This is a genomic window from Pseudomonas sp. JH-2 (assembly GCF_036231725.1).
Taxonomy (GTDB): domain Bacteria; phylum Pseudomonadota; class Gammaproteobacteria; order Pseudomonadales; family Pseudomonadaceae; genus Pseudomonas; species Pseudomonas delhiensis.
In genome coordinates this window covers 22,777-40,433 of the sequence record NZ_JAZAQP010000017.1, presented here as the reverse complement: position 1 = coordinate 40,433, position 17,657 = coordinate 22,777, and the positions used below count along the sequence as shown (strand labels likewise).

The 17,657-nt window shown below is 70.1% G+C and carries 13 protein-coding genes and 1 pseudogene; 3 read left to right on the top strand and 11 right to left on the bottom strand.

The features are described 5' to 3' along the window. Window positions 1-33: 33 nt before the first annotated feature. On the bottom strand, window positions 34-795 hold the full coding sequence (locus VV867_RS14055; RefSeq protein ID WP_089394478.1) for an SDR family oxidoreductase: 762 nt from the start codon (window positions 793-795) through the stop codon (window positions 34-36). Between the two features lie 223 nt (window positions 796-1,018). On the opposite strand from VV867_RS14055, the gene VV867_RS14050 reads away from it, so the two are divergent. Then, complete coding sequence (locus VV867_RS14050; RefSeq protein ID WP_328566714.1) at window positions 1,019-2,023, top strand: NADP-dependent oxidoreductase; 1,005 nt, start codon at window positions 1,019-1,021, stop codon at window positions 2,021-2,023. Between the two features lie 307 nt (window positions 2,024-2,330). Beyond that, on the top strand, window positions 2,331-4,037 hold the full coding sequence (locus VV867_RS14045) for a SulP family inorganic anion transporter (RefSeq protein ID WP_109936668.1): 1,707 nt from the start codon (window positions 2,331-2,333) through the stop codon (window positions 4,035-4,037). Window positions 4,038-4,307: 270 nt separating this feature from the next. Here VV867_RS14045 and VV867_RS31180 read toward each other — a convergent pair whose 3' ends face one another. The 6 genes and pseudogenes from VV867_RS31180 to selD all read right to left on the bottom strand — a co-directional run bounded on the left by VV867_RS31180 (window position 4,308) and on the right by selD (window position 9,765). Beyond that, window positions 4,308-5,021: a methyl-accepting chemotaxis protein gene (locus tag VV867_RS31180; RefSeq protein WP_442965028.1), complete on the bottom strand. Its 714-nt coding sequence runs from the start codon at window positions 5,019-5,021 to the stop codon at window positions 4,308-4,310. 144 nt (window positions 5,022-5,165) lie between these two features. After that, a pseudogene (locus VV867_RS31175) lies at window positions 5,166-5,360 on the bottom strand (HAMP domain-containing protein); the annotation flags it as partial. A 1,115-nt stretch (window positions 5,361-6,475) separates the two neighbouring features. Then, window positions 6,476-7,084, bottom strand: coding sequence for a flavin reductase family protein (locus tag VV867_RS14035; protein WP_089394474.1), 609 nt, complete (start codon window positions 7,082-7,084; stop codon window positions 6,476-6,478). Window positions 7,085-7,160: 76 nt separating this feature from the next. Then, a complete protein-coding gene (locus tag VV867_RS14030) occupies window positions 7,161-7,439 on the bottom strand; it encodes a hypothetical protein (protein ID WP_109936670.1) in 279 nt (92 codons plus the stop codon). A gap of 197 nt (window positions 7,440-7,636) precedes the next feature. Beyond that, window positions 7,637-8,731 carry a tRNA 2-selenouridine(34) synthase MnmH gene (gene mnmH, locus VV867_RS14025; RefSeq protein WP_328566712.1) on the bottom strand — a complete coding sequence of 365 codons (1,095 nt, stop codon included), beginning with the start codon at window positions 8,729-8,731 and terminating at the stop codon, window positions 7,637-7,639. After that, window positions 8,731-9,765 carry a selenide, water dikinase SelD gene (selD, locus tag VV867_RS14020; RefSeq protein WP_109936672.1) on the bottom strand — a complete coding sequence of 345 codons (1,035 nt, stop codon included), beginning with the start codon at window positions 9,763-9,765 and terminating at the stop codon, window positions 8,731-8,733. Before selD ends, mnmH begins: the two co-directional genes overlap by 1 nt. Window positions 9,766-9,914: 149 nt before the next feature. On the opposite strand from selD, the gene VV867_RS14015 reads away from it, so the two are divergent. After that, the gene (locus VV867_RS14015) at window positions 9,915-10,949 is read left to right on the top strand and encodes a patatin-like phospholipase family protein (RefSeq protein ID WP_109936673.1); all 1,035 of its coding nucleotides are present in this window, start codon (window positions 9,915-9,917) and stop codon (window positions 10,947-10,949) included. A 452-nt stretch (window positions 10,950-11,401) separates the two neighbouring features. Here VV867_RS14015 and VV867_RS14010 read toward each other — a convergent pair whose 3' ends face one another. From VV867_RS14010 to kdpB, 4 genes are all read right to left on the bottom strand, one after another. After that, window positions 11,402-12,097, bottom strand: a complete 696-nt coding sequence (locus VV867_RS14010; RefSeq protein WP_109936674.1) for a response regulator — start codon at window positions 12,095-12,097, stop codon at window positions 11,402-11,404. Between the two features lie 43 nt (window positions 12,098-12,140). Beyond that, window positions 12,141-14,798, bottom strand: coding sequence for a sensor histidine kinase (locus VV867_RS14005; RefSeq protein ID WP_109936675.1), 2,658 nt, complete (start codon window positions 14,796-14,798; stop codon window positions 12,141-12,143). A 28-nt stretch (window positions 14,799-14,826) separates the two neighbouring features. Further along, window positions 14,827-15,375: a potassium-transporting ATPase subunit KdpC gene (kdpC, locus tag VV867_RS14000; RefSeq protein WP_328566711.1), complete on the bottom strand. Its 549-nt coding sequence runs from the start codon at window positions 15,373-15,375 to the stop codon at window positions 14,827-14,829. Between the two features lie 209 nt (window positions 15,376-15,584). Then, complete coding sequence (gene kdpB, locus VV867_RS13995) at window positions 15,585-17,654, bottom strand: potassium-transporting ATPase subunit KdpB (protein WP_442965026.1); 2,070 nt, start codon at window positions 17,652-17,654, stop codon at window positions 15,585-15,587. Between the last annotated feature and the right edge of the window lie 3 nt (window positions 17,655-17,657).

The following is a 17,657-nucleotide window of genomic DNA, read 5'->3' as shown; positions in this document are numbered from 1 at the left end:
ATAACCGTGAACGGTCATCCGCCGCTGCCCGGCTCAGAGCGCGGTGTGGCCGCCGTCCACCGGCAGCGCGATGCCGGTGGTGAAGCCGGCGTTGTCGCTGCACAGGTAGAGCACCGCCGCGGCGATCTCCTCGACCTTGCCGACGCGACCCACCGGGTGCATGGCGGCGGCGAACTCGGCCTTCTTCGGGTCGGCCTCGTAGGCGCGGCGGAACATGTCGGTGTCGATCACCGCCGGGCATACGGCGTTGATGCGCACCTTCTTCTTCGCGTATTCGACGGCCGCCGACTTGGTCAGGCCGATCACCGCGTGCTTGGAGGCGGCGTAGATGCTCATCTTCGGCGCCGCGCCCAGGCCGGCCACCGAGGCGGTGTTGACGATGGCGCCGCCGCCCTGGGCGAGCATCACCGGGATCTGGTGCTTCATGCACAGCCAGACGCCCTTGACGTTGACGCCCATGATGGCATCGAACTCGCTTTCCTTGCCGTCGGCCAGCTTGCCCTGCTCGATCTCGATGCCGGCGTTGTTGAAGGCATAGTCCAGGCGGCCGTAGGCCTCCACGGTAGCAGCCACCAGCGCCTCGACCTCGGCGTCGCGGGTCACGTCGCAGCGGATGAAGCGCGCCTGCCCACCCGCGGCGCGGATCAGCTCGGCGGTGGCTTCGCCGCCGGCGGCGTCGAGGTCGGCGACCACCACCTTGATGCCCTCGCGGGCGAAAGCCTGGGCGGTAGCGCGGCCGATGCCGGCGGCGGCGCCGGTGACCAGGGCGACCTGGCCGGAAAGCAGCTGACTCATGGACAGTCCTCGAACGGATGGAGAATCGTCCGAGTCTAGCCAGCCCCGCGCGCGGGCAAAGCACTATCAGGCCGCTGTAGCTGGCACTATCCGTAATGGTGATGAAGCAGCCAGGAAAGAATCATCGCCATGGATAGCCAGGCATTCTCGCGGTCGGTTGCAGCTTGCCTAGGCCTGCGGCGCGGACTATCCCTAGGGCTTCCCCCTCCGTGAGAGCATCGCCATGACCGCCCCGCTCAACCGCCAGTTCGTGCTCGCCCAGCGCCCCCAGGGCGCCATCGACCAGGACACCTTCCGCTACCAGGAAACCCCGCTCGGCGAGCCCGGCCCCGGCCAGGTGCTGGTGCGCAACCTGTACCTGTCGCTGGACCCGGCCATGCGCGGCTGGCTCAACGACGCCAAGTCCTACATCCCCCCGGTGGGCGTCGGCGAGGTGATGCGCGCCCTGGGCGTGGGCCAGGTGGTGGCCTCGAACAACCCGGCCTTCGTCGTCGGCGACCACGTCAACGGCGCCCTCGGCGTGCAGGACTACTTCCTCGGCGAGCCCAGGGGCTTCTACAAGGTCGACGCCAACCGCGCGCCGCTGCCGCTGTACCTCTCGGCCCTGGGCATGACCGGCATGACCGCCTACTTCGGCCTGCTCGACGTCGGCCTGCCCAAGGCCGGCGACACCGTGGTGGTCTCGGCCGCGGCCGGCGCGGTGGGCAGCGTGGTCGGGCAGATCGCCAGGATCAAGGGCTGCACCGTGATCGGCATCGCCGGCGGCGAGGACAAGTGCCGCTACCTGGTGCAGGAACTGGGCTTCGACGGCGCCGTCGACTACAAGAACGAGGACATCGCCATGGGCCTCAAGCGCAGCTGCCCCAACGGCATCGACGTGTTCTTCGACAACGTCGGCGGCGACATCCTCGACGCCTGCCTGGCGCGCCTGGCGCCCAGGGCGCGGGTGGTGATCTGCGGCGCCATCAGCCAGTACAACAACAAGCAGGCGGTGAAGGGCCCGGCCAACTACCTGTCGCTGCTGGTCAACCGCGCCCGCATGGAGGGCATGGTGGTGATGGACTACGTCAGCCGCTACCCCGAGGCCATGCGCGAGATGGCCGGCTGGCTGGCCGAGGGCAAGCTGAAGTCGAAGGAAGACATAGTCGAGGGCCTGCAGACCTTCCCGCAGACGCTGCTCAAGCTGTTCAAGGGCGAGAACTTCGGCAAGCTCATCCTCAAGCTCTGAAGGCTTTTCGTAGGGCGCATAACGCCCCGGGCGTTATCCGCCGGGGCCGCCCGCGCCGGGGCCATCGGCGGATAAAGCGTTCCGCTTTATACGCCCTACGGTACCGCGTCGAGGCGCTTTTCGCAGGAGCGGACTCCGTCCGCGATGGGCTGATCCCGAGCACCGCAATCGCGGATGGAATCCGCTCCTACAAGAACCGCCCACCTCTCGAAATCCTTCGTCTTCCTACGCCGGGCACTGACGCCGGGCAAGCCGCGGCCCTACACTGCGGCTAAGCTTCAGCCCCGACGTTTCACGGAAGACGCCCATGCCCCTCACCCGCTGGCTGCCCGGCCTGGACAACCTGCTGCACTACCGCGCCGTCTGGCTGCGCCCGGACATGCTCGCCGGCCTGTCGGTGGCGGCCATCCAGATTCCCACCGCCATCGCCTATGCCCAGATCATCGGCTTCCCGGCCCAGGTCGGGCTCTACGCCTGCATCCTGCCGATGCTGATCTACGCCCTGGTGGGCAGCTCCAGGCAGTTGATGGTGGGCCCCGACGCCGCCACCGCGGCCATGGTCGCGGCGGCCATCACGCCACTGGCGGCGGGCGATCCGCAGCGCCTGCTGCAGCTGTCGATGATCGTCGCGGTGATGGTCGGGCTGCTGTCCATCGTCGGCGGCCTGGTGCGCGCGGGCTTCGTCGCCAGCTTCCTGTCACGGCCGACCCTGGTGGGCTACCTCAACGGCATCGGCCTGAGCCTGATCGCCGGCCAGCTGGGCAAGCTGCTGGGCTACCACACCGAGACCAGCGGCTTCCTCGCCGGCCTGCTGGCGCTGCTGCGCAACCTCGGCAGTACGCACCTGCCGACGCTGGCCCTGGGCGTGGCCACCCTGCTGCTGATGATCCTGCTGCCACGGCGCTACCCGAAGATCCCCGGCGCCCTGGTGGGCGTGTTCTTCGCCACCCTGGCCAGCGTGGCGCTGGGCCTGGACCGCTACGGCGTCGCCCTGCTCGGCGCGGTGCCCCAGGGCCTGCCGGAGCTGAGCTGGCCGCGCACCAGCGTGCAGGAGATGGGCAACCTGTTCCGCGACGCCCTGGGCATCACCATCGTCAGCTTCTGCAGCGCCATGCTCACCGCCCGCAGCTTCGCCGCGCGCCACGGCTACAGCATCGACGCCAGCCGCGAGATGATCGCCCTGGGCGTGGCCAACATCGGCGCCGGGGTGTCCCAGGGCTTCGTCATCAGCGGCGCCGACTCGCGCACCGCGGTCAACGACATGGTCGGCGGCCAGACGCAGCTGGTCGGCGTGGTCGCGGCGCTGGTCATCGGCCTGGCCCTGGTGCTGTTCAGCGCCCCGCTGGGCTGGATCCCCATGCCCGCCCTGGGCGCGGTGCTGCTGATGGCCGGCTGGGGGCTGATCGACTTCAGCGCGCTCAAGGGCTTCTGGCGCCTGTCGCGCTTCGAGTTCGGCCTGTGCCTGCTGACCACCGTCGGGGTGCTCAGCGTCGGCGTGCTGCCGGGCATCTTCGTGGCCATCGTCATCGCCCTGCTGCGCCTGCTGTACCTGACCTACCGGCCGAGCGACGCGGTGCTCGGCTGGGTCCACGGCATCGACGGCCAGGTGGAACTGAGCCACTACCCGCAGGCGCACACCCTGCCGGGCCTGGTGATCTACCGCTTCGACGCGCCGCTGCTGTTCTTCAACGCCGACTACTTCAAGCAGCGCCTGCTGCAGGTGGTGGCGCAGACCAAGGCGCCGCGCGCCGTGCTGCTCAATGCCGAGGGCGTACTGAACCTGGACGTCAGCGGCCTGACGGTGCTGCGCGAGGTGCAGCAGACCCTGGCGGCGCAGGACGTGCACCTGTCCCTGGCGCGGGTGCCGCGGGAAACCCTGGCGATGATGGAGCGCTCCGGCCAGCTGGGCGAGCTGAAGCCGCCGCTGGTGTTCAGCTCGGTGCGCGCCGGGGTGAACGCCTACCGGCGCTGGTACAAGCGCCAGCAGGAAAGCACGCAGTCCCCGGCGACGTAGGGCGAATAACCGTTCGCGGTTATCCGCCGCCGTCCGTGCCTCCAGGGTGTCCGGCGTGGCCGGTGAATCCAATCGCGGACGGAGTCCGCTCCTACGTCCGTGCGTCCTGGAACCGTAGGAGCGGACCTTGTCCGCGATAGCCGGACGTATCGGCGCGATTCGCGGATGAGATCCGCTCCTACGCCGCTCCACCCACACCATTCCCCTGTAGGAGCGCGCCCTGCGCGCGAATCGCGGACAGAGTCCGCTCCTACAGGGGCTCGGCGCTGCCTACAACCGGAACTGCCCCACCACCCCCTGCAGGTCGCGGCTGAGCTGCGCCAGCTCGACGCTGGAGGACGCCGTGGACTCCATGGCCTGGGCCGACTCGTCGGCGATGCCGCGGATGCTGGTGACGCTGCGGTTGATCTCCTCGGCCACCGCGCTCTGCTGCTCGGAGGCCGCGGCGATCTGCTGGTTCATCTGGTGGATCACCGCCACCGCCACGGCGATCTCGCCCAGCGCGGTCTCGGTCTGCTCGGCGTCGCCGACGCTCTTCTCCACCAGCTGGTGGCTGTGCTGCATGTGCTGCACCGAGGCCTGGGCGCCGCTCTGCAGCGCGCCGATGAGCTTCTCGATCTCCGCCGTGGACTGCTGGGTGCGCCGCGCCAGGGCGCGCACCTCGTCGGCCACCACGGCGAAGCCGCGGCCCTGCTCGCCGGCCCGGGCCGCCTCGATGGCGGCATTGAGCGCCAGCAGGTTGGTCTGCTCGGCCACCGCCTTGATCACGTCGAGCACGCTGCCGATGTTCTGGCTCTCGCGGCCCAGGTCGTGGATGCTGGCGGAGGCCTCGCGCACCGCCTCGGCCAGCTCGGAGATGCGCCCGAGGGTGCGCCGCACCACCTGCTGGCCGCTGGCCACGGTGCCGTCCGCCTGCTCGGCGGAGTGCGCCGCGGCCTCGGCGTTGCGCGCCACCTCGTGGACGGTGGCGGCCATCTGGTTCATCGCCGTGGCCACCTGGTCGGTCTCGGCCTTCTGGCTGTTGACGCCGCTCTGGGTGCGCTCGGTGACGCCGGACAACGCCTGCGCCGAGGAGGTGATGCGGCCGACGCCGTCGTGCAGGCGGCCGACGATGCCGCGCAGGCTCTGGGCCATGGCGTCCACCGCGGCCATCAGCTGGCCCACCTCGTCCTTGCGCTCGACGCGGATGGTCTGGCTCAGGTCGCCCTCGGCGATGCGGCTGGCCATGCCGATCACCTGGCGCAGCGGGCGCACGATCAGCAGGCTGATCAGCAGCGCGGCCAGGGTGCCGACCAGCAGCGCCAGCGCCGCCGAGCCGAGCATGGCGCCCACGCTGCTGTGCAGCACGCTGACCATGGCCGCCTGCTGCGTGGCGTAGGAGGCGTCCACCTGCTGCATCATCTCTTCGGCGCGCTGCGACATCTCGCGGTGCGCCTGCTGTTCCTTGGCCAGGCCGGCGGAGTAGTCGCCGAGGTTGTTGCCGAAGCCGTCGATGTTGGTGGCCACGTCCTTGATCACCGAGACGTAGGCCGGGTCGGTGATCGCCGCCTGCAGTTGCTTCGACAGCTCCAGGGCCTCGTCGGCGGACTTGATGCGCGCGTCGCCGCCGGCCTCGCCGTCCTTCTGGTCCAGGCGCGCGCGGGCTTCGTTCAGGCCCTGCAGCACCAGGCGGTAGAGCTGGCCGACCTGGGCCGCCTGCTTGAGCAGTTCCTCGCCGTTCTGGCCCTGGCTCTGCTTGAGTTCGTAGGCGCCGTCGTCGGCCAGGCTGGACTGCAGGATGTCCAGGCTGTTGGAGGCGCTGGACACCGACCAGTTGGCGGCCTCCAGGGCCAGGTGGCGGCTCTTGCTGGCCTGTTCGAAGCGGTCGAAGGACGCCAGGTAGCCGGCCATGGCCTGGGCGACGCGCTCCATGGCCTCGGCCTGGCCGGGGTGCGCCTTGAGCTGCTCGACGTGCCCGGCGAGGACCTTGGCGCGCTGGCGCAACTGCTCGGCGGCCTTGGGGTTGGCGTCACGGACGAAGTCCTTCTCGCTCTGGCGCATCTCCAGCACTTCGCGGTTGACCGCGCTCATGGCGTCCAGCAGGCCGAAGCGCTGCTCGATGGAGCGCAGCGCCCCGACGCCGATCCCGGCTACCAAAGCTGTCAGCAGCAGTACCAGGCCGAAGCCCAGCGCCAGTTTCTTCGCCGTCCCCAGATTGGCCAACCGCCGTTGCACGAACGCGACCATGCCAGCTCCCCTTCTGAATGCCCTGCGGGAGAGTCTTCGACCGAAGCTCTCCCGTTCTTTGTCGTTGCTTTCGGACGGAACATTAGGAGCCGGCCGACCGGCGGAACAAGGGGGTCCGTCGATGATGGCAATCCGATGTTGCGCACGGGCATGCACAGGTCGCATCCAGGACAGTCGCGCGCCAAGGTCCCGGCGCGCGACAGCCCGTGCGCCTATTTGGGGCGGATCATGCTGAAGGTGTCGCGGGTGAAGGCGTATTGGGTGCCGCCCAGGCGGCCGACCAGGTCGAGCCTGGCCGGGTCGACGTGGCGCTCGTCGCGCAGCACGGCGTCGTCGATGTGCGCCAGCAGCACGCGGGCGAAAATCAGGTAGCAACTGGGCTTGTCCGCCGGGTAGGGCTGGATCTGCGCCAGCTCGCACTCGAAGGCCACCACCGCGCCGGCCACCCGCGGCGGCGCCACGCGCACGCTGGGCAGGGTGGCGATGCCGGCCTGCTCGATCTCGCTGACGCCGTGGGGAAGCGTGGCCGCGGTGGCGTTCATGGCCTCGGCATGGGCGGCGCTGACCAGGTGGATCACCAGCTGGCCGGTCTCGCGGACGTTGCGCAGGGTGTCCTTGACGCTGCCGTCGTCGCGGATGCTGGTGTTGACCATCAGCGTCGGCGGCTCGTCGCTGATGACCTGGAAGAAGCTGAAGGGCGCCAGGTTGCCGTGGCCCTCCGCGGACAGGGTGGAAACCCAGGCGATGGGCCGCGGGGTGACGGTGGAGGCCAGCCAGCGGTAGGCGTCGGCGGGCGCGAGGGTGCTGAAGTCGAGCTGCATGAGTGGGGTTCCTGACTGCCGGACGGGCCGGAGCGCCCGTCCGCCCGGTGATTATGCCCGCCTTGCCCGCGCCCGGTCAGCGGCCCGCACGCGATTCCTTGATGTAGAAGCGCGCCTTGCTGGCCTTGTCCAGGCAGCCGCCGTAGGACTCGACCTGCTGCTCGGTCTTGGCCGCGCTGATCAGCGCCAGCGCCTTGGAGTAGCTGACGGTGCCGGCGAAGCCTTCGGCCTTGGCCAGGTCCAGCTCGTGCCAGGCGGCGTTCAGTTCGCTGGCGCAGCTGTCGCGGTTGACCGTCTTGCCGGAGCAGCCGGCCAGCACCAGGCTGGCGGCGAGTACTGCGAGAAGTGCCTTCATGACGACCTCCTTGGTGGTTCGGGCGACTTCCAGCTTAGACCGCCGCCGCCCAAGGTTACAGGTGGGTTTGGCGTAGGGCGCATAACGCCTACGGCGTTATCCGCCGCCTGACCTTGGTTCACAGCGGCTCCGAGGTTGACCTGGGCATTGGCTGTGGCCCCGGTGTATCGGCGGATAACCGCGAACGGTTATTCGCCCTACGCCCGTGCGCGCAGATACTCCACCACCTCGTCATGGTTGCCGCGGAACTCGATTCGTGAGGCCTTGCTTTCCAGCTGGTAGGCGTACATCGGGTCGTAGTATTCGCCCAGCAGCCCCTCGATCCAGCCCCGGTGCAGGTCCACCGCGCCGCTGCGGTGCTGCTCGTCCAGGGCCGCGTCCATGATCGCCGCCAGGCGCTGGTAGCGCTCGCCGCCCAGGCGCTTGACGATGCCCGACAGGCTCTTGCGCAGGTAGGCGGCGAAGGCCTCGAAACCTTCTTCCGGCGCGCCCTTCACCGCCACGAACTCGGCGCACAGGTCGATCACGTAGTCCTTGAGGATGCGTTCCACCCGGCCCTCGAAGCTGTCCTCCAGCCACACCAGCGGGTAGCCCTGCATGCCCTGGTACAGCTCCAGGGGCAGCGAGCAGCTGCCGACGATGCGCCCCTCGTCCTCCAGCACGAACTGGTTCATGCCGGCGTGGCGCTTCTTCAGGATGTCGATGGCCAGGCGGTTCTCGAAGTCGATCTGCGCCGGCTGCGGCGTGGCCCGGCGGCCGAAGCTGGAGCCACGGTGGTTGGCGTGGCCTTCCAGGTCCAGGGCGTTGTCCAGCTGCGCCACCACCTCGGTCTTGCCGGTGCCGGTGAGGCCGCCGATCAGCACGAAGGAACACTCCTCGGTGGCGGCGCGGGTGGTGTCGAAGAGGAAGCCGCGCAGCGCCTTGTAGCCGCCGACCACGCGCGGGTACTCGATGCCGGCGTCCTTCATCCACTGCTGGACGATCTGCGAGCGCAGGCCGCCGCGGAAGCAGTACAGGTAGCCGTCGGGGTGGCGCCGGGCGAAGTCCAGCCAGGCTTCGATGCGCTCGGCCTTGAGCGGGCCGCAGACCAGTTCGTGGCCCAGGGCGATGGCCGCCTGCTGGCCATGCTGCTTGTAGCAGGTACCCACCTTCTGCCGCTCGATGTCGTTCATCAGCGGCAGGTTCTGGGTGTGCGGGAAGGCGCCCTTGGTGTATTCCACCGGGGCGCGCACGTCCATCAGCGGGACGTCGTCGAGGAAGAGTTCGCGGTAGTGCCGGGTGTTGTCGCGCATCAAGCCACCTCTACCGCGTGACGCTGTCGCTCGACCAGCTCGCCGATCGGCGCCAGCTGCAGGCCCAGTTCGGCGGCGGCGGCGAGGAATTCCCCCTCGCCTTCCGGGGTCACCGCCACCAGCAGGCCGCCGCTGGTCTGCGGGTCGCACAGCAGCAGCTTGTGCAGCTCCGGCAGCGGCGCGATGCGCTCGCCGTAGCTGTCGAAGTTGCGCAGGGTGCCGCCGGGCACGCAGCCCTGCTCCAGGTAGTACTGGACGTGCTCCAGGCGCGGCACCGCGTCGAAGCGCACGCGCGCGGTCAGGCCGGCGCCGTCGGCCATCTCCACCAGGTGGCCGAGCAGGCCGAAGCCGGTGACGTCGGTCATGGCGGTCACCCCGGCGAGCTTGCCGAAGCGGCTGCCGGGCTTGTTCAGGGTGCACATCCAGTCGCGGGCCAGGCCCACGTCCTCGGCGCGCAATTTGGACTTCTTCTCGGCGGTGGTGAGGATGCCGATGCCCAGCGGTTTGGTCAGGTACAGGCGGCAGCCGGCGCTGGCAGTGTCGTTGCGCTTCATGAAGCGCTTTTCCACCAGGCCGGTGACGGCCAGGCCGAAGATCGGCTCGGGGGCGTCGATGGAATGCCCGCCGGCCAGCGGGATACCCGCCTCGTCGCAGACCTTGCGGCCGCCGGCGATGACCTCGCGGGCGATTTCCGGCGCCAGCACGTTGACCGGCCAGCCGAGGATGGCGATGGCCATCAGCGGGTCGCCGCCCATGGCGTAGATGTCGCTGATGGCATTGGTGGCGGCGATGCGGCCGAAGTCGAAGGGGTCGTCGACGATCGGCATGAAGAAGTCGGTGGTGGACACCACGCCGCGCTCGCCGTCGATAGCATAGACCGCGGCGTCGTCGCGCGAGGCGTTGCCGACCCACAGGTTCGGGTCCAGGTTCTGCGCCCCGCTGCCGGCCAGGATCACTTCCAGCACCTTGGGGGAAATCTTGCAGCCGCAGCCGGCACCGTGGCTGTACTGGGTCAGGCGGATGGGTTCGCTCATGTTGGCTCCGGGGGCGGGAAATCGATCGGCCGATTCTAGCAAACACCCTTGGCGCCCCGCCCTACCCGGGCGTATCGTCAGTACTATCCGGCGCCGGCCATAGGCTGCGCGCCGCGCCTTGCAATGCCTTGCCTGAGGAATGACCGTCCATGTCGAAACAAGTGGCGCTGGTGCTCGGCTCCGGCGGAGCGCGGGGGTATGCGCATATCGGCGTGATCGAGGAACTGGAGCGGCGCGGCTACGAGATCGTCTGCATCGCCGGCTGCTCCATGGGCTCGGTCATCGGCGGCATCTACGCCGCCGGCAAGCTGGGGGAGTACCGCGACTGGGTGGAGAGCCTGGACTACCTGGACGTGCTGCGCCTGCTGGACGTCAGCTTCCGCCTCGGCGCCATCCGCGGCGAACGGGTGTTCGGCAAGATCCACGAGATCATCGGCGACATCAACATCGAGGACCTGCCGATCCCCTACACGGCGGTGGCCACCGACCTCACCAACCAGCAGGAGATCTGGTTCCAGGAAGGCGACCTGCACCAGGCCATGCGCGCCTCGGCGGCCATTCCCAGCCTGTTCACCCCGGTGATGCAGGGCCCGCGCATGCTGGTCGACGGCGGCCTGCTCAACCCGCTGCCGATCGTCCCGGTGGTGTCCAGCCACACCGACCTGATCATCGCGGTCAACCTCAATGCCACCAACCAGCGCCAGTACCAGTTGCCGGTGATCGAACGGCCGGCGGCGATCAAGGGCCGCTTCGACAGCCTGATCGGCAGCCTCAGCGACAAGCTCAGCCTGTTCCGCCGCCACAGCCCGGAGCTGGTGCCGCCGGAGCTGCGCGCCGAGGCCCTGCTGGAGCCGGTGCCGGACAGCGAGGAGCCGGCCGAACCGGAGATGCAGCAACCGGCTGCTGCGCCCCAGGCCAAGGGCTCGCCGAAGTCCGCCAGCGGCAGCCGGGTGATCGAGAGCAGCAGCCCGGCCTCGCTGCTGGAGCTGGTCAACCAGAGCTTCGAGGTGATGCAGACCTCCCTGGCGCAGTACAAGATCGCCGGCTACCCGCCGGACGTGCTGATCAACGTGCCCAAGCGCGTGTGCCGCTTCTTCGAGTTCTACAAGGCGCCGGAACTGGTGGCGCTGGGCAGGCAGATCGCCAGCGATACGCTGGACAGGTACGAGGCGGAGAATCCGTAGGGCGCATAACGCCTACGGCGTTATCCGCCGATTGGCCTTGGCTACCGGCCCGCTCGCCGTTGGGCTTGGCGCGGGTTGGATATGTTCCCGGGCTCGGCCAAGGCGCCGGCGGCAACGGAGGTGTATCGGCGGATAACCGCGAACGGTTATTCGCCCTACGTTACGGGTGGGCTTGGTGTAGGGCGAATAACGCCACAGGCGTTATCCGCCGATTGGCCTTGGCTACCGGCCCGCTCGCTGTTGGGCCTGGCGCTGGTTGGATATGCTCCCGGGCTCGGCCAAGGCGCTGGCGGCAACGGAGGTGTATCGGCGGATAACCGCGAACGGTTATTCGCCCTACGCTACGGGTGGGCTTGGCGTAGGGCGAATAACGCCACAGGCGTTATCCGCCGGTTGGCCCTGGCCCCAGGCGGCTGCAGATCCGACCTTGGCGTGATGAACGGTTGTACGCCCTACGCATCGCGCAGGCGATAGCCCACGCCGGCCTCGGTGACGATGAAGCGCGGGTTGGCCGGGTCGTCCGCCAGCTTCTGCCGCAGGTGGCCGACCACCACCCGCAGGTAGTGGGTGTCCTCGACGTGGGTCGGGCCCCAGATGTCCTTGAGCAGCTGCTGCTGGGTGACCACCCGGCCGAGGTGGCGGGCCAGGGTGGCCAGCACCGCGTATTCCTTGCGCGTCAGTGCCACTTCAGCGCCATCGAGCGCTACCCGGCGGTAGGCGAAGTCCAGGTGCAGCGGCCCGACCGTGACGCTGGCCGCCTGGCTCTCGCCCTGGTGGCCCTGGCGCAGCAGCGCGCGGATGCGCGCGAGGAACTCCTGGATGCCGAAGGGCTTGGTCACGTAGTCGTTGGCGCCGCCGTCCAGGGCCAGCACCTTCTCGCTCTCGGCGGCGCGCACCGAGAGCACCAGCACCGGCACCTGCGACCACTCGCGCAACTCGCGCAGCACCTGCTGGCCGTCCTTGTCCGGCAGGCCGAGGTCCAGCACCACCAGGTCCGGGCGGTTCAGCGCCGCCTGGGCCAGGCCCTCCTCGCCGCTGCCGGCCTCCACCACCCGGTAGCCGCCGGCGTTGAGGCTGATGCGCAGGAACTTGCGGATCTGCGGCTCGTCGTCGATGACCAGGATGCAGGCGGCGTTGGCGTTGCTCATCGGGCTCGGCTGGCTGGGGGCGGTGGCGCCTAGCTTGGGCCTTTCAACTACCGGCATCAAGCTGCTCCAGGTCCGGTTGGCGCTGCAGCGGCAGGTGCAGCGTCAGGGTGGTGCCGCGGCCGTCCAGGCCGTCGCCGACGCTGATGCGCCCGCCGTGGGCACCGACCATGCCCTGGCAGATCGCCAGGCCCAGGCCGGTGCTCGGCCCGCCGCGGTCGCCGCGGGCGGCGCTGTAGAACATGTCGAAGATCTTCTCCCGCTCGCCCTCGGGAATCCCCGGACCCTCGTCGCTGACGCTGAACTGCAGTTCGTCGCCCACCTGCGCCGCCGCCACCCGCAGGCGCCCGCCGCTGGGCGAGAAGCGCGCGGCGTTCTCCAGCACGTTGACCAGCGCCTGCTCGATCAGCGCCGCGTGCACGTACAGCAGCGGCAGCTCGGCTGGCACGCGGGTTTCCACGCGGTAGGGCGCGAGCAGCGCGCGCAGGCGGTGCACGGCGCTGCCGACGATGTCCTCCGGGGCCACCCAGTCGCGCGCCAGCTTCAGCCCGCCGTGGCCCAGGCGGGTCATGTCCAGCAGGTTCTGGATGTAGCGGTCCAGGCGCTCGGCCTCGTCGCGGGTGCTTTCCAGCAGTTCCTTGCGGTCGGCCGGGGGAATGGCGTCGCCCAGGGCCAGCAGGCTGTCGATGGCGCCGCGCATGGTGGTCAGCGGGGTGCGCAGGTCGTGGCTGACCGAGGCCAGCAGCGCGCTGCGCAATTGTTCGGTCTCACCGTGCAGGCGCGCCGCCTCCAGGTCGTCGGCCAGGCGCGCGCGGGCCAGGGCCTGGGCCAGCGGCTGGCCGAGGGCGGCGAGCAGGCGGCGGCGCTGGCCGGGCAGCGGCTCGCCGTCCCTGGGGCGCACGCCGAGCAGCGCCAGCGGCCCCTCCTCCGCCGACAGCGGCCACCACCACCAGCGCCCCGACGGCAGGGTGCCGGTGCCCAGGCCGGCCGGCTGGTCGTGCTGCCAGGCCCAGTCGGCGGCGGCGCGCTCCTGCTCGTCGAAGCCGCGGGCGTGGCCGCTTTCCACCTTCCAGTCATCGTGCTGGCGGGCCAGCACGCAGATGTCCAGGTCGCTCCACAGGGCGAACTGCTGGCCGGCGGCGGCCAGCACCGCCTGGCGGTCGGTGGCGGCGGTGAGCTTGCGCGACAGTTCCAGCAGCGCGCCGGTTTCTTCCTGGGTGTCGCGCAGCACCTGCAGCTGGCGGCGCTGGCGCGCGGCCAGGTTGCCGGTGAGCGCGGCCATGAGCAGGAAGAACAGCAGGGTCAGCACGTCCTGTTCGCGCTGGATGGAGAAGGAGAAATACGGCGGGATGAACAGGAAGTCGTAGGCCAGGAACGACAGCACCGCGCACAGCAGCGCCGGCCACAGACTGCTGCGCACCGCCACCAGCAGCACCGCGGCGAGGAACACCAGGGAGATGTTCGGCAGCTCCAGCAGGTGCGCCACGCCCCAGGCCAGGGCGCTGGCCACGGCGGCGGCCAGCGCCGCCAGCAGGTAGTCGCGCCAGTGGCCGCGCTCGCGCCGGCGCGGGGTGGCCGGGGCCAGGTCGGCCTCGCTGTCCAGCGCGCTGATCTCCAGGCCCTCGCCCAGGCGCAGCAGGCGCGCCGCCAGGCCGCCGCCGAACAGCCGGCGGTGCCAGCGCTGCCGCGAACGGCCGACCAGGATCAGGCTGGCGCGGCGCTCGCGGGCGTGCTCGACCAGGGTGCGCGCCACCTCCCCGCCGCGCAGCTGCACCACCTCGCCGCCCAGGCGCTCGGCCAGCTGCTGGGCGTTCTGCAGGTACAGGCGGGATTGCTCGTCGCGGGCGTCGCCGGTGTCGACGTGGACCAGGCTCCAGGGCAGGTGGCGGCGCTCGGCCACCCGCGAGGCGTGGCGCACCAGGCGTTCGGCGTTGCGCTCGCCGTCCACGCCCACCAGCAGGCGGCCGCGCAGCGCCGGGGCCTCGCCGCCTTGCTGGCGGTAACGGTGCGCCAGGTCGGCATCCACCCGCGCGGCGGCGGTCTGCATGGCCAGCTCGCGCAGCGCGGTGAGGTTGGTCTGGCTGAAGAAGGCGTCGATGGCCGCGCGCGCCTGCTCCGGCACGTAGACCTTGCCCTCGCGCAGGCGCTCCAGCAGCTCGCGCGGCGGCAGGTCCACCAGCAGCAGTTCGTCGGCCTCCTGCAACACCCAGTCGGGCACCGTCTCGCGCACCTGCACGCCGGTGATGTCGCGCACCTGGTCGTTGAGGCTCTCCAGGTGCTGGACGTTGACCGTGGTGTAGACGTCGATGCCGGCGGCGAGCAGCTCCTGGATGTCCTGCCAGCGCTTGGCGTGGCGGCTGCCGGGGGCGTTGCTGTGGGCCAGCTCGTCGACCAGTGCCAGCTGCGGCGGCTCGCGCAGCAGGCCGTCGAGGTCCATCTCGGCCAGGTGGATGCCGCGGTACTCCGAGCGCAGCAGCGGCTGCTGCGGCAGGCCGGCCAGCAGCGCCTCGGTCTCGGCGCGGCCGTGGGTCTCGACGATGCCCACGCGCAGCTTCACGCCCTGGCGCAACTGGCCCTGGGCCGCCAGCAGCATGGCGTAGGTCTTGCCCACGCCGGGTGCGGCGCCAAGAAACACCTTGAGGCGCCCGCGGCCGTTGCGCTCCACTTCCGCGAGCAGGGCGTCGGCACGCCTGGGATCGGTCATCTCGGCCTCCTGGGAATTGTGCGCAAGTCTAGCGAGGCAGTTGCTCGAGGGCCATGTTCAGGGCCAGCACGTTGACCACCGCCGGGCCCACCAGCGGCCGCCGGGTGTTCGCCTCGACCAGGTTGTGCACGGCCTGCTCCGGCAGGCTGCGGGCCTGGGCGATGCGCGGCACCTGGTAGAGCGCGGCCTCCGGCGGCAACTGCGGGTCCAGCCCGCTGCCGGAGGTGGTGACCAGCGCCTGCGGCACCGGGCGCCCATCTACCGCTTCGGCGGCGGCATCCTTGGCGATGCGCTGGGCCAGCGCCGGGTTGCCCGGGGCCAGGTTGGAGGCGCTGCTGGAAACGGTGGCGAAGTCGCCGGCCGAGGGCCGCTCGTGGAACCACTGCGGTCCCGCGAACTTCTGCGCCAGCAGCGCCGAGCCGCGGACTTCGCCCCTGGCGTCGCGCACCAGGCTGCCGTTGGCCTGCTCGGGGAAGGCCAGCTGGGCGATGCCGGTGACCAGCAGCGGATAGGCCACGCCGGTGACCAGCGACAGCAGGGCCAGGGAGGCGATGGCGGGACGGATGTGGGTGAGCATTTTTCGGTTTCCTCGATGATGCGGGCTCTTCGTAGGAGCGAGCTTGCTCGCGAAGCTCTTCGAACCAGGGCGGTTCGCGAGCAAGCTCGCTCCTACAGTCCGGGTAACCCCGTAGGATGGGTTGAGCCTGCGAAACCCAGGCTGCCGGCAATGGCGATGGGTATCGCTTCGCTCAACCCATCCTACGAAGGGCGTCTCTGCAACCCTGTTCAGGCCAGGCCCACGGCCACCAGCAACAGGTCGATGGCCTTGATGCCAATGAAGGGCGCGATGATGCCGCCCACCCCGTAGACCAGCAGGTTGCGCCGCAGCAGGTGCATGGCGTCGCTGGCCTGCACGCGCACGCCGCGCAGGGCCAGGGGGATCAGCGCGATGATGATCAGCGCGTTGAACACGATGGCCGAGAGGATGGCGCTCTGCGGGCTGGCCAGGCGCATGACGTTGAGCACCTGCAGCTGCGGGTAGATGCCGGCGAACAGCGCGGGCAGGATGGCGAAGTACTTGGCCACGTCGTTGGCCACCGAGAAGGTGGTCAGCGCGCCGCGGGTCACCAGCAGTTCCTTGCCCACCTGGACCACGTCGAGCAGCTTGGTCGGGTCGCTGTCCAGGTCCACCAGGTTGGCCGCCTCGCGGGCCGCCTGGGTGCCGTCGTTCATGGCCATGCCGACGTCCGCCTGGGCCAGCGCCGGGGCATCGTTGGCGCCGTCGCCGCACATGGCGACCATGCGCCCCTCGGCCTGTTCCTGGCGGATGCGCGCCAGCTTCTTCTCCGGGGTGGCTTCGGCGATCACGTCGTCCACCCCGGCCTCGGCGGCGATGGCCGCGGCGGTCAGCGGGTTGTCGCCGGTCACCATCACGGTGCGGATGCCCATGCGCCGCAGTTCGGCGAAGCGCTCGCGGATGCCCGGCTTGACCACGTCCTTGAGGTGGATGGCGCCCAGCAGCCTGCCGTCGGCCACCACCAGCAGCGGGGTGCCGCCGCTCTGGGCGATGCGTTCGACCTCTTTCGCCAGGCTTTCCGGCATGTCGTCGCGGGCTCGGCCGATGAAGGCCAGGGCGGCATCCACCGCGCCCTTGCGGTACATGTGGCCGTCCAGGTCGACGCCGGACAGCCGCGTCTCGGCGCTGAAGGCGATGGGCGTCAGCTTCTCGCGCGACGGCTCCGGCAGCAGCACCTGGGCGCGCAGGAACTCGACGATGGACTTGCCTTCGGGCGTGTCGTCGGCCAGCGAGGCGAGGAAGGCGCCTTCGGCCAGCTCCACGGCATTCACCCCGGGCGCGGCGTGCAGCGCGGCGCAGCGGCGGTTGCCGAAGGTGATGGTGCCGGTCTTGTCGAGCATCAGCACGTGCACATCGCCGGCGGCCTCCACCGCACGGCCGGACTTGGCGATCACGTTCAGCCGCACCAGGCGGTCCATGCCGGCGATGCCGATGGCCGAGAGCAGGCCGCCGATGGTGGTCGGGATCAGCGTCACCAGCAGCGCCACCAGGAACACCAGCGGCAGGTTGCCGCCGGCGAACAGGGCGAAGGGCTTGAGCGTCACCACCACCAGCAGGAAGATCAGCGTCAGGCCGATCAGCAGGATGTCCAGCGCCACCTCGTTGGGCGTCTTCTGCCGCTTGGCGCCCTCCACCAGGGCAATCATGCGGTCGAGGGTCGACTCGCCGGGGTTGACGCTGATGCGGATCTGCAGCCAGTCGGAGACCAGCCGGGTGTTGCCGGTGACCGCCGAGCGATCGCCACCGGACTCGCGGATCACCGGTGCCGATTCGCCGGTGATGGCGGCCTCGTTGACCGCCGCCACGCCCTCGATCACCTCGCCGTCGCCGGGGATCAGCTCGCCGGCCACCACGCGCACCACGTCGCCCTTGCGCAGGCTGCCGGCAGGCACGCTCTCGTAGCTGCCATCGACACTCAGGCGCTGCGCCATCAGGCCCTGGCTGCCGGCCTTGAGGCTGTCGGCGCGGGCCTTGCCGCGGCCCTCGGCGAGGGCCTCGGCGAAGTTGGCGAAGAGCACGGTGAACCACAGCCAGGCGGCGATCTGTGCGGCCACCGCCAGGGGCACCGCGTCGCCGCCGGTGAAGCACAGCACGGTGGTGAGGACGGCGGTCAGCTCCACCACCAGCATCACCGGCGAGCGCTGCAGCTGGCGCGGGTCGAGCTTGACGAAGGCCTGCAGCAGCGCCGGCTTCCATAGCGCGGCGAAGCTCAGGCTGTGGCGTTTCTCGGGGGCGGGCATGGCGGGCTTGAGCGACATGTCCTGGGTCTTGGCATTCATCTG